Source organism: Proteus sp. ZN5, from assembly GCF_011046025.1.
GTDB lineage: Bacteria > Pseudomonadota > Gammaproteobacteria > Enterobacterales > Enterobacteriaceae > Proteus.
In genome coordinates this window covers 211671-224409 of record NZ_CP047639.1, presented here as the reverse complement: position 1 = coordinate 224409, position 12739 = coordinate 211671, and the positions used below count along the sequence as shown (strand labels likewise).

Genomic DNA, 12739 nt, shown 5'->3' with positions numbered 1-12739 from the left:
TGGTAATTATGGACGTCTCATATCTGCTAGAAGGCCTTAACGATAAACAGCGCGAAGCAGTAGCCGCACCTCGTATTAATATGTTGGTGTTAGCTGGTGCAGGTAGTGGTAAAACACGGGTATTGGTACATCGTATCGCTTGGTTATTATCTGTTGAACAAGCTTCTCCTTTTTCGATTATGGCTGTGACGTTTACCAATAAAGCCGCCGCAGAGATGCGCCATCGTATTGAAGACTTAATTGGTACAAGCCAAGGCGGTATGTGGATTGGCACTTTCCATAGCCTTGCTCATCGCTTATTACGCGCACACTATCTTGATGCGAATTTGCCACAAGACTTCCAAATTATTGATAGTGATGATCAATATCGCCTTATTCGCCGTATTGTTAAATCAATGAATCTTGATGATAAACAATGGCCTGCACGTCAAGGTATGTGGTATATCAACGGTAAAAAAGATGAAGGTTTACGACCACAACATATTCAAACTTATGGTAATCCTGTTGAAACAACGTGGTTGAAAGTCTATCAGGCATATCAAGAAGCTTGTGATCGCGCAGGGCTGGTGGACTTTGCTGAGCTTTTATTACGCGCTCATGAACTTTGGCTTAATAAACCTCAAATTTTAGAGCATTACCAAAATCGCTTTACCAATATCTTGGTTGATGAATTCCAAGATACTAACCGTATTCAATATGCATGGATAAGAATGCTGGCAGGTCAAACGGGTAAAGTGATGATTGTTGGTGATGACGATCAATCTATTTATGGCTGGCGTGGTGCGCAAGTTGAAAATATTCAAAACTTTTTAAATGAGTTTCCTGGCGCAGAGACTATCCGGTTAGAGCAAAATTATCGTTCTACAAGCAACATTTTAAAAGCCGCGAATGCGCTCATTGCCAATAACAGTGACAGATTAGGTAAAAACTTGTGGACTGAAGGTGCAGAAGGCGAGCCTATTTCGCTTTATTGTGCTTTTAATGATTTAGATGAAGCGCGTTATGTTGTTGGCCGAATTAAGCGCTGGCAAGAAGAAGGCGGTGCGCTAACAGACTGTGCCATTCTTTATCGTAGCAATGCCCAATCTCGTATAATGGAAGAGGCGTTATTACAAGCTGCTATGCCATATCGTATCTATGGTGGTCAGCGTTTCTTCGAGCGTCAAGAAATTAAAGATGCACTCTCTTATATGCGATTAACGGCTAATCGCCATGATGATGCTTCTTTTGAACGTGTTGTGAATACACCAACAAGGGGCATTGGCGATAGAACATTAGATATTGTTCGCCAAGTTGCGAGAGATAACCAAATTACCTTATGGGAAAGCGCATTACAGGTTATCGAACATAAAATGTTGGCAGGACGTGCAACCGCTGCAATTCAACGATTCTTAGAACTGATTGAAACACTCGCCTCTGAAACAGCAGATATGCCATTACATGTGCAAACAGACCGAATTATTCGTGATTCAGGTTTAAAAGCGATGTATGAGCAAGAAAAAGGTGAAAAAGCACAAGCTCGTATTGAAAACTTAGAAGAGTTAGTCACCGCGACACGCCAATTTAGTTATCAAGATGAAGACGAAGATTTAATGCCTCTGCAAGCGTTTCTTTCGCATGCAGCATTAGAATCAGGCGAAAGCCAAGCCGATGCATATCAAGATGCCGTACAGTTAATGACACTTCACTCCGCTAAAGGGCTCGAATTTTCACAAGTCTTTATTGTGGGTGTCGAAGAAGGGATGTTCCCAAGTCAAATGTCGCTAGATGAAGGTGGACGTTTGGAAGAAGAGCGTCGCTTGGCTTATGTCGGTGTCACGCGAGCAATGAAAAAGTTAACACTCACTTACGCTGAAAACCGCCGTCTATATGGAAAAGAAGTCAGTCATCGGCCTTCTCGTTTTATTGGTGAGTTACCTAAAGAGTGTGTCGAAGAAGTCCGTTTACGTGCGACAGTTTCACGTCCTGTTAATCATAGCCGTTTAGGCACTCCAATTATCAGCAATGACAGTGGCTATTCACTTGGACAACGTGTGAAGCACCCTAAATTTGGTGATGGCACCATTATCAATATTGAAGGTAGCGGTGAACATTGCCGATTACAAATCGCTTTTAATGGTGAAGGGATTAAATGGCTGGTGGCTGCATTTGCTCGATTGGAATAAGCTTCGATTTGAAGTGAGTTAGCATTATCCCAATATAAAAAAACACCCTTACTTATTTGGTAGATAAGTTGGGGTGTTTTTTTAAGGGAAGTTCGAGTTGGTTACTTAATAATCTCATTATCTATTCTTGCTTAATGGGATTAATTGATGAAACTCTCTAGTGTATTCTTTTATACCTATTCTTTTGTCGCATCTTGCTCGCGAACTTCGCCTGCCTCTTTTTCTAGTAATGAATTATTGATCGAAAATACTGAGGAAGTCCTTTGTGATACTTATCATCCCAGTGAACCTATCAATGAATTTGAAGAAGATTTGTACTGTAAGTTATTGAGACATCAGCGTGATTTTGTTCCTCGTGTTAATCTCTATTACAGTGTATTGATTAACCATATTCAATTGATTAATAACGCAATATCAACGTTATTTAGGCACTCATATCGACACGTAGAGGAAATATCAAAGAGTGTGCATTCATTACAGAAGAATAAGAAGAAAAAACTCTCTTCCGCTTTTATACAAATCAGCAATCTAGCGGAAGAGCGAGTTTTAGAAGGTTAGTTACGTCTTAAACGGCGTTGTGTATAGAGCGCATCAAGTGTAAAGAGGATCAGCGCAACCCAAATAAAGCCAAAGGTAACTAATCGTTCTGCATCAATTTGTTCGCCATATACCATTGTCGCGAGAATAAACATCAAGGTTGGGCCAATGTATTGGAAAAAGCCCAAGGTTGATAAACGCAGATGGTGCGCTGCTTCTGTAAAGAGCAATAACGGTACAGTAGTAATAATACCGGCGGCAATTAACAAGGTATTTAATGACCAGCTATTTTCAAGCATATTGCTAGTCGGTGAATGTGTGAAAAATAAGATATAAACTAATGCGACAGGGAATAGCCATAATGTTTCTACCAGCATGCCTGTTTGTGCATCAACACCCAATTTTTTACGCAGTAAGCCATAAAGACCAAAAGTTACGGCGAGGCTTAATCCAATCACAGGTACAGAACCAAAGTGCCATAATTGAATAAATACACCTGTAAATGCTAAACCTACTGCTACCCATTGCATACGGCGAAAGCGCTCGCTCAAGAAAAGCATGCCAAACAGTACGTTAACCAGTGGGTTAATAAAGTAACCAAGGCTGGCTTCTAGCATATAGCCGTGGTTAACCGCCCATATATAGGTAAGCCAGTTAGTTGCGATAATGACGGCAGTCAGTGCTAAAAGAAGAATTTTTTTAGGTTGACGTATTAATTGGCGTAAATAAGGCCAATGACGACTAATTGTCATTAAAATCAACATAAAAAAGAACGACCATAAAATACGGTGCGTTAAGATCTCTTCTGCCGGCACTTCTTGAATGCTTTTAAAATAGACAGGGGCAATACCCCAGATCAAATAGGCGCCTAAGGCACATAAAACGCCTTTCATCGTGTTTTTCTGGCTCATGCTATCTCTGGAATTGATGGAAAGGAAAAGTGTGACGGGGTTATCATACCCAATGACATTATCTACTGTGTCATTAGGCATGTATTTTTACAAGTAATTAATACTAATCTAAGTATCATTGCGCACAATGAATTCTAACAAAGGCTTAACCTACGATATAGGTTGCTGTTCCACTGGCAATATGAACTTGTTTTTCATTATGTAATTCAACACGAGCAACAGACACTTTATTGCCACTGCGTAAAATATGGCTACTCGCTGTAAAACATTCCCCACGTCCAGGTCTTAAATAATCAACACGTAAGTCAATTGTACCCATATTAGCGAGTTTTTGTTCGAGTTGCTCTTGGGATATTGGTGCCAAACGTGTTAATGCGTTACCGACACAAACTAGTCCTGCACTGACATCAAGTACAGAAGCAATGAGTCCACCATGTAAGATGCGCTGGGCAATATTGCCAACAAGTTTATCTTGATACCGAAATTGAATTTCAGCGTAGTCTTGTTCAAAGCGAACTAGCTCTAAGCCGATTAATTGATTAAAGGGCATCTTATAAACAAAAACATGACCAATTAGTGTTTGAGCCTCTTCTAATGTTAACTGTTTTTCCATTTTTAGAACCCCTGATATCACGTCACTAAGTTAATGTTATGTTAATAATACATGACAAAATCGTAATTGCACATTCGTGCTATAAATATAATGGTGTAAAAATATACGAGATTTAATGGCGATTACGTGTAAAATATGGGCACTAAAGTGTAATAAAGCACATATATAAGAACTAATTTTAAAGTAAGTACTAACTTCTATATTATTCAATAATGAAACAGGATAATTAACTATGCGTTACATCCGTTCTTTACTTGCGGTGGCTTTATTCTATCCAGCATGGGGATTTGCATCCGAAATACAAACACCATCATCTCCTACACCGCTTGTTCAGGGCAGTATCATTTCTGGTTTATTACAAGAATACGATTCACCTTTTGTTCTTTATCCTTATGAATCCAATTATATTATTTACACTGATACCTCTGATATGAATAAAGAGGCTATTCAAAGCTATGATTGGGGGAATAAGGCTAAAAAAGATGAGGTGAAATTTCAGCTTAGTTTGGCTTTCCCGTTATGGCGAGGCATTGCGGGTGAAAACTCTGTTTTAGCAGCATCTTATACTCAACGTTCTTGGTGGCAATTAAGTAATAAGAAAGAATCAGCCCCTTTTCGTGAGACAAACTACGAACCGCAACTTTTTCTAGGTTGGGCAACAGACTATAAATTTGCAGGTTGGACTCTTCGTGAAATAGAAACGGGTTTTAACCACGAATCGAATGGTCGTTCTGATCCCACTTCTCGCAGCTGGAACCGTGCTTATGCGCGTTTTATGGTACAAAAAGGCAATTTACAGCTTGATCTAAAACCTTGGTATCGCTTTAGTGAAAGTGCTCAACGTGATGATAATCCAGAGATTAATCGCTATATGGGTTATTACCGTTTAAAGGCAGGCTATCGATTAGGCGAAAGTGTGATCACTGCGACTGGGCGTTATAATTGGAACAGTGGTTATGGGGCGGCTGAATTAGGTTGGAGCTACCCAATTACTAAGCATGTACGCTTTTATACCCAAGTATTTAGTGGTTATGGCGAATCAATGATTGATTATAACTTTCGCCAAACACGAGTCGGTGTTGGTGTGATGCTTAATGATATGCTGTAATTTTCCCCGTTCTGGGTTAGCATAGCGCTATAAATGATGATGGCACCTTCACATTGGTGCCTTTTCTTTTACTCCTCATCATAGTTTTTATCAGCAGCTTTTCAGAGGAACGGTGTGTCCACAGCAGAAGTTCTTAATTCAATGCCATCAGCACAGGCTATTTTGCGAGAAACCTTTGGTTATCAGCAATTTCGTCCTGGTCAGCAAGAAATCATCCATACCATTACAACAGGGAGAGATTGCCTAGTTGTGATGCCGACAGGGGGTGGTAAATCCCTTTGTTATCAAATTCCCGCATTATTACTCGATGGGTTGACCGTGGTTGTTTCGCCACTTATCTCACTGATGAAAGATCAGGTTGATCAACTTTGCCTTCATGGTATTGAAGCTGCTTATTTAAATTCAACCCAAACGCGTGAAGAGCAATTTGATGTTCAAATACGTTGTCAAAAGGGTGAAATAAAACTGCTGTATATTGCTCCTGAGCGTTTAATGATGGAGAGCTTTCTTCATCAATTAGTGCAATGGAAACCCGTATTACTCGCTGTTGATGAGGCACACTGTATTTCACAATGGGGACATGATTTTCGTCCTGAATATCGCGGTATAGGATTATTAAGACAATATCTTCCTGATGTTCCCATTATCGCACTGACGGCAACGGCGGATAATACAACACGTTACGATATTATTAATCAGCTAGTGTTGCGTGATCCGTTAATCCATATCAGTAGTTTCGATAGACCGAATATCCGCTACACTTTAGTAGAGAAATACAAACCACTTGATCAGCTTTGGTTATTTATTCGTGGTCAGAAAGGAAAGTCAGGCATTATTTACTGTAATAGTCGCAATAAAGTCGAAGAAACAGCAGAGCGCCTGAGTAAACGAGGATTAAGCATCGCGGGTTATCATGCTGGAATGGAAATTGCACAACGTGCGAAAGTACAAGAAGCTTTTCAGCGTGATGATTTACAAATTGTGGTAGCCACTGTCGCGTTTGGTATGGGAATAAACAAGCCCAATGTCCGATTTGTCGTTCACTTTGATATTCCGCGAAATATTGAATCTTATTATCAAGAAACAGGGCGTGCAGGGCGAGATGGGTTACCTGCAGAAGCCGTATTATTTTACGATCCTGCCGATATGGCGTGGTTGCGTCGTTGTTTAGATGAAAAGTCAGAAAGTGATCAAAAAGCCATTGAAATGCATAAGCTTAATGCAATGGGAGCATTTGCTGAAGCTCAAACATGCCGACGCTTAGTGTTACTAAATTACTTCGATGAACATCGACAAAATGCTTGTGGTAACTGTGATATTTGCCTTGATCCTCCTAAGCAATATGATGGTTTAGTGGATGCGCAAAAGGCATTGTCTTGTATTTATCGTACTGGTCAGCACTTTGGTATTGGTTATATTGTTGAAATTTTAAGAGGCGCGAATAATCAGCGTATTCGAGATTCAGGACACGATACATTACCTGTTTATGGTATTGGTAAAGCGCAAAGCCATGAGCATTGGGTGAGTGTTATTCGTCAGCTTATTCACCTAGGTATGGTGACACAAAATATTGTTCATCGTTCGGCATTACAACTGACAGAGATGGCAAGGCCGATCTTACGTGGTGAAGTACCATTACAATTAGCCGTACCGAGATTATTAAGTCCGACAAAAAGCCGTAATCAACAAACAAAAAATGCCCATAGACAGTACGATAGAAAATTATTTGCGAAACTACGTAAATTACGTAAGTCTATTGCTGATGAAGAAAACATTCCGCCATTTGTTGTCTTTAATGATGTCACATTGATTGAAATGGCAGAGCAATGCCCTGTTTATCCAGATGAACTGTTGTTAATAAACGGTGTTGGACAACGAAAATTAGAACGATTTGGACCCGCTTTTATGACACTCATTCGTGACCATATTGAGGGCTTCGAATAACGCCAATAAGGAGAGCCAATGACAACCACTCTGTTTAAATATTCGTGGTTATCACGTGAAAAGCAGTTTTCTGCATTTACGAACGGCGTCTTATTGGATTTTTGGGGGCAACGCGAAGAAGGTGAATTTGTTGGTGTTGATGGTGCAAAAATTCGCTATGTTCATTGGCGTTCACCATCGCACAATAAAGCACTGGTTATTGCTTCAGGCCGTAGTGAAAGCTATGTAAAATATCCTGAAGTTGCATTCGATTTCTTTCACTCAGGCTATGATATTTTCCTTCTTGACCATCGAGGGCAAGGGCTTTCTGACAGACTATTAGAAGATACGCAAAAAGGACATGTAGAGAAATTCAGTGATTATATTGATGATTTCTCGACGTTCGTTGATACGATAGTGTTGCCTTTTCAATACCCACATTATTTTGCGTTAGCTCACTCAATGGGCGGTGCTATCTTAGCGGGATATCTTCTAAAGCAAACTCATGTTTTTAAAGCAGCGGCATTAAGTGCGCCGATGTTTGGTATTAAATTACCTATACCTCGCTGGGTGGCTAATTTTTTGGTTAACCGAGCAGAACAAAGTCAATCTGAAAGAAATAACTACGCGGTATCAACAGGTAAATGGTTTCCACTGCCATTTATCCTTAATGTGTTAACACATAGCCATGAGCGATATCGTCGATATTTACGTTATTATGCTGATTTTCCAGAACTACGATTAGGCGGACCTACTTATCATTGGATGGGGGAAAGTCTAAAAATGGGAGATTGGTTAATTGAACATGCGGGAGAGATTAATACCCCTCTATTAGTGCTCGAAGCAGAGCATGATAAGGTGGTAGATAATCAAGAGCTAAGGGCTTTCTGTGAACGTTATAGTCAGTCCAGAACAAGAGAAGAAAAGCAAAAACTGCCACTGGTGATTGAGGGTGCGCATCATGAAATCTTGTTCGAAATAGATAAGCTACGCTCACAAGCATTAAATGAAATCTGTGAGTTTTATGATAAGCATTTATTTTAATCAGGAATGTGTATGTATTCGATAGTCGCTTCAGATCTTGATGGCACACTGTTATCACCTAATCATGTATTAACTCCCTACACGCAAGAAACTCTGCACTTACTTATTAATAAAGGCGTGCATTTTGTATTCGCAACAGGCCGTCATCATGTTGATGTCGCACAGATCCGCGATGGATTAGGCATTAACGCTTATATGATAACCTCTAATGGTGCGCGAGTGCATAACACGCATGGTGATCTTATTTTTAGCCAAGATCTTGAGCCTGAAATCGCTTATGACTTGTCGCTTATGGTTTTTGATCACCCTGAAATTGAAACCAATATTTATGCTGGTGATTATTGGTATGTTAATAAAGAGATGCCAGGGGCTTGTGAGTTTTTTCGAGAGTCAGACTTTGGCTATGAGTTATATTGCAAAACAGGATTTCCAACTACTAATGTGTGTAAGGTCTTCTTCACCTCTGATGATCATGAGCTATTACTGAAGCTAGAGAATGAAATTAATCAGCGCTGGGGTGATAAGGTCAATGTAAGTTTCTCACTGCGTAATTGCTTAGAGGTGATGGCAGGAGGTGTATCCAAAGGTGAGGCCCTAGAGAAAGTGGCTGAACTGATGCAACACTCTGCAAAAGATGCTATCGCATTTGGTGATGGTATGAATGATAAAGAGATGCTACAGATAGCGGGTAAAGGTTGCATTATGGAAAATGCTCACCAGGCATTAAAAGATTTGTTACCCAATATGGAAGTGATTGGTGCTAACGTTGATGACGCCGTTCCTCATTTTTTACGTAAGCTGTACCAAGTGTAATTTTCTCTAAAGGAAAAGGCGAACAAAATGTTGTTCGCCTTGTTTCTTTAAATCCATCTACATTTCGTCAGTGATATTGCATTGTAAACTGCAATGTTCCATTTGCTTTGCCTGCACTCGTTGTATTAGATGTTTGGATATATCCTGCCTCTAAAGGAATAGAATAACTGCCTGCACCGCTATTTTTTTCACTCACAGTAATTAATTGCCCTAGCTTAATAGGCTGATTTTTATATTTAACTTGGATGCCATAACCCTTAGCGGTATTGCTGTCTGTTGGGTTACTTAAACCAATGGTTCCAGCTGTTTGTTGGTCATCAGCAACACCATCAAATCGGATCTTAATTGGTGAAACGGGATCACAACTCAAATTAATATTAAAATCTTTGATACTCTCTGGGCTGACAGAGCCAACACCATTAAAACTCGATTTAGGTACTGCACCCAGTGGCACATTAATATTATTATTCACAACATCACAGCCACTAGAGATAATGTTTAAAGAGGATAGATTAATTCGAGGTTCCGTCTTTCCTACATAGTCACTGGTGATAAAGCCATTATTGTAGAGAATAAGCATTGCGACCCATGATGCTGGGATCGTTTGTGATTTCACATTATCTCGTAATTTATAAAGCTTCATTTCTAATGACACAGAATAATTGCCACTGGTAGCATTGGTTGAGCAAATAAGGCGATTGCTGTAGTTACCATCAATATTTTGCTGACCATCGACATAAGCAGAGCCACTACAACTTCCACTAATGGTGCCATGTAAGGTATAACCTACACCACTGCTGTTAAACTCTTTGACATAAGCACCATTGACTCTTGGGCTTGATGCATTAAAAGAGCCGGGTAAATAAATCCCAGGTCTTACTGCACCACCGGAGAGATTCCACCAAGTCCATGCATTCACCGTTCCTAAATTAATCGTTGCGACTTCGGTTAAAATAGGTGCTGAACGTGAGACATAAATGGGTGCGGAATAGGTGACAGTTTTAGTGGTCAGGTCTGCCCTAAATTCTGCAAATGTGGTTGATGTATACAAAATAGCAGACAGACAACCAAGAGTTATATATTTATTCATCGTGCTCACCTATCTGCATTCAAGTTGTAAAAATTGGATTTTTTCTAAAGCAAGATCCACATTTAACGTAGTTTGACACTGTTCAACGGCACTGTTGCCCCATTTAGCTCGTAACTGGCTATGCTCAGGTACGCCATTTAAGAACACCTCACCATCATTGGCCACAATCCCACTTGAGAGCATTTGGTCATCTTTATAAATCTCAACTTGGGTACCAAATGGTAGTGGTGTTCCGTTGTAGTGTAAGTTTGCAAGTACACGAGCGCCCTTTCTTGCTTTGAAATCGGCTAAGACAATTGCCCCTTTAGTTGGAATAACTGTTGTCGATGTTAATTCAACGTCGTTATTACCCGTCAAAGAAGCGGGATCAACAGTCACTTTATTACGTTCATAACGTGAAACATTAGGAATAACGGCATAGCCTTGAGCATTGGTATAAAGGCTTTGTGCGCTGCTGACTTTTAAGTTATCAACATCTTCTGCTTTAATTAAAATGGCAGAATCGTAAATGGTACGAGAGGGGGTGATCCCACCTTGATGAACCAAAAGTGCACCTGTTGCACCCCAATTCATTGATTGATAGCGTTTGTCGTAACTATAACCCGCACTGATTTCGCCACCAGAAGCACTGTAGTTGCCATTAACAGAGCCACTGTATTCTTGGCGAGAATGATTGTAGTTTTGAGAAATATCATATTGCAGGTTGTTATCTTCCAACTGAGTACCACTTAAACTCACTGAACTAATAGAATCACCTTGTTTGCTGGTGTTATAGCGATAACTTAACCAGTTGTTATTCTGAGCAATATTAAATGGAAGGCTAAAGTTAATAGATAAAATCTGATCGGTTAATCCACTTTCTTGACGCTTGTTATAGGCATAAGAGACGCTATAACTTAATGCACGATAATTTGAGTTAAAACTCACATTTACATTGCGATCGACTCTGTCTTGATACCAATAATATTGTTGATAACCATTTAATGAGAGGTAGCCCATATCCCCTAAAGATTGCGATACAGATAACTGAAACTGTTTTTTCTTACGATAGAGATGAGAAAATCGCTCATTCGCCGCTGAGAAATCGTAATAATCTTTTGTTGAATAGCGATAAGAAGCTAATGAAAAACCCGTTTTGGTATCAGGTAAATATTTTGAATATTGAACACGATAAGATTGTCCTTGGGCTTCATTGTCATTTATTAAGGTTGTTTTTGCGTGAGTAATGTCTGCAGAAACGGCACCCAAATAACCAAGATTAACCCCGGTACCTAATGCATAAGCTTGATAATCAGCAGAGATTAATGTGCCACCATAAATAGAAAAATTGTAAGGAAGCCCATAAATAGCAGAGGTTTGAAAGAAATTAGGTTTTCTTGCCGCTGTGTCTGCATGATATTTACCAATATCTACACTGTATTTTAAGCTACCCGCGCGTTGCATCATGGGAACGGCAGAAAAAGGTTGTGAAAAGGTACGGGTTGTTCCATCGGCTTCTTCGATCGTAACTTGTAAATCACCGCTGTAAGACGTGGGATATAAATCTGAAATAGCAAACTCACCTGGTGGAACGGAGGTCTGATAAATAATGCTACTATTTTGTCGAACGGTGACAACAGCATTACTTTGCGCTATACCTCTGACGATGGGAGCAAATCCACGTTGGCTTTGTGGCAACATGCTTTCATCAGAAGCTAATTTAATACCACGATAAGGAATACTTTCTAATACATCATTATCAGAAGCGGTTTCACCTATAGTTAAACGACTTTTTAAACTACGAATATCTCGTTCAACATAAGTCTGTAAGCTATTCCATTGAGATGAGTTATCACTGTTTTTATTGTAGTTACTGTGGTTACGTAAACGCCAAGCACCCACATTAACACCACTACGTAATCCTAAGAAAATAGAGTTACTATTATTTTGGTCACGATACCAATACTGATTTTGACGATAAGTGTAATTTACAAAGGCAGCATTTATGCCATCGTTCCACTGTGCTGGTGGAATATAGCCTTGCCCATAATTGTATAAAGCAATTTGTGGTATAGAAAACGACAAACGTGCTCGTGAAAAATCATACTCATACTTTGCATTTGGAATAACGCTAGCAATATCGGTAACTGTTGATGTGCTCGCTTGCTGGTTCAATTGCGAAGTTACAGACTCTTTCACTCCCCAATTTAATAAATCTTGTTTGGTGAGCTCTGGCGCTAGCGTCTTTTTTTCTTCATCAAAAATAAAGCGGACTTGGCGATTATCGATTAATTTATTATTGAGATAAATATTAACAGAATAGATACCAGGAAGTTGTCCTCCAGCATAGGAAAGATAATCAAGGTTATTAATATCCGCGACCTGATTTTCTATTCCTAAATTGAGCGCATCAGGATTAAATTGCTCTTCAGCAATAACCTGATAAGGAAATAAAATAGAGGCTATCGCTATGGTAAGAACACAGTGGCGATAGAGATTATTGGTAGAAAATACGAATAATCGTTTTGTTGATAACGCTATTATGGATAAAGTCAT

Annotated in this window: 10 protein-coding genes; 6 read left to right on the top strand and 4 right to left on the bottom strand. The window is 39.6% G+C overall.

Features of this window, described 5'->3' with window-relative positions; all coding sequences use genetic code 11:
• The first annotated feature begins 8 nt into the window (after positions 1-8).
• Both uvrD and GTK47_RS01055 read left to right on the top strand, forming a co-directional pair.
• Positions 9-2165: a DNA helicase II gene (gene uvrD, locus GTK47_RS01060; protein ID WP_088494019.1), complete on the top strand. Its 2157-nt coding sequence runs from the start codon at positions 9-11 to the stop codon at positions 2163-2165.
• A gap of 147 nt (positions 2166-2312) precedes the next feature.
• Positions 2313-2723, top strand: a complete 411-nt coding sequence (locus tag GTK47_RS01055) for a hypothetical protein (RefSeq protein ID WP_165121865.1) — start codon at positions 2313-2315, stop codon at positions 2721-2723.
• On the opposite strand, the gene rarD is transcribed toward GTK47_RS01055, so the two are convergent.
• Together rarD and GTK47_RS01045 are read right to left on the bottom strand one after the other, a co-directional pair.
• Positions 2720-3613: an EamA family transporter RarD gene (rarD, locus tag GTK47_RS01050; protein WP_165121864.1), complete on the bottom strand. Its 894-nt coding sequence runs from the start codon at positions 3611-3613 to the stop codon at positions 2720-2722. The genes GTK47_RS01055 and rarD overlap by 4 nt on opposite strands.
• A 145-nt stretch (positions 3614-3758) precedes the next feature.
• Positions 3759-4226, bottom strand: coding sequence for a thioesterase family protein (locus GTK47_RS01045; RefSeq protein WP_075672777.1), 468 nt, complete (start codon positions 4224-4226; stop codon positions 3759-3761).
• 232 nt (positions 4227-4458) lie between these two features.
• Between GTK47_RS01045 and pldA the strand changes: the two genes are divergently transcribed.
• The 4 genes from pldA (at position 4459) to yigL (ending at position 9114) form a co-directional block, all read left to right on the top strand.
• Positions 4459-5334, top strand: a complete 876-nt coding sequence (gene pldA / locus GTK47_RS01040) for a phospholipase A (protein WP_165121863.1) — start codon at positions 4459-4461, stop codon at positions 5332-5334.
• 114 nt (positions 5335-5448) lie between these two features.
• On the top strand, positions 5449-7278 hold the full coding sequence (gene recQ, locus GTK47_RS01035) for an ATP-dependent DNA helicase RecQ (RefSeq protein ID WP_165121862.1): 1830 nt from the start codon (positions 5449-5451) through the stop codon (positions 7276-7278).
• An 18-nt stretch (positions 7279-7296) separates the two neighbouring features.
• Entirely contained in the window at positions 7297-8301 is a 1005-nt protein-coding gene (pldB, locus tag GTK47_RS01030; RefSeq protein WP_165121861.1) for a lysophospholipase L2, read from the top strand.
• A gap of 12 nt (positions 8302-8313) precedes the next feature.
• Entirely contained in the window at positions 8314-9114 is an 801-nt protein-coding gene (gene yigL, locus GTK47_RS01025; protein WP_165121860.1) for a sugar/pyridoxal phosphate phosphatase YigL, read from the top strand.
• Between the two features lie 67 nt (positions 9115-9181).
• Here yigL and GTK47_RS01020 read toward each other — a convergent pair whose 3' ends face one another.
• Complete coding sequence (locus tag GTK47_RS01020) at positions 9182-10204, bottom strand: fimbrial protein (protein ID WP_206535874.1); 1023 nt, start codon at positions 10202-10204, stop codon at positions 9182-9184.
• Between the two features lie 9 nt (positions 10205-10213).
• A complete protein-coding gene (locus tag GTK47_RS01015; protein ID WP_165121858.1) occupies positions 10214-12739 on the bottom strand; it encodes a fimbria/pilus outer membrane usher protein in 2526 nt (841 codons plus the stop codon).

What these genes read in the sequence shown, in the direction of transcription:
- pldA (WP_165121863.1), top strand. Translation starts at nt 4,459, where the DNA reads ATGCGTTACATCCGTTCTTTACTTGCGGTGGCTTTATTCTATCCAGCA.
- yigL (WP_165121860.1), top strand. Translation starts at nt 8,314, where the DNA reads ATGTATTCGATAGTCGCTTCAGATCTTGATGGCACACTGTTATCACCT.
- GTK47_RS01045 (WP_075672777.1), bottom strand. Translation starts at nt 4,226, where the DNA reads ATGGAAAAACAGTTAACATTAGAAGAGGCTCAAACACTAATTGGTCAT.
- GTK47_RS01020 (WP_206535874.1), bottom strand. Translation starts at nt 10,204, where the DNA reads ATGAATAAATATATAACTCTTGGTTGTCTGTCTGCTATTTTGTATACA.
- rarD (WP_165121864.1), bottom strand. Translation starts at nt 3,613, where the DNA reads ATGAGCCAGAAAAACACGATGAAAGGCGTTTTATGTGCCTTAGGCGCC.
- uvrD (WP_088494019.1), top strand. Translation starts at nt 9, where the DNA reads ATGGACGTCTCATATCTGCTAGAAGGCCTTAACGATAAACAGCGCGAA.
- GTK47_RS01015 (WP_165121858.1), bottom strand. Translation starts at nt 12,739, where the DNA reads ATGACTTTATCCATAATAGCGTTATCAACAAAACGATTATTCGTATTT.
- GTK47_RS01055 (WP_165121865.1), top strand. Translation starts at nt 2,313, where the DNA reads ATGAAACTCTCTAGTGTATTCTTTTATACCTATTCTTTTGTCGCATCT.
- pldB (WP_165121861.1), top strand. Translation starts at nt 7,297, where the DNA reads ATGACAACCACTCTGTTTAAATATTCGTGGTTATCACGTGAAAAGCAG.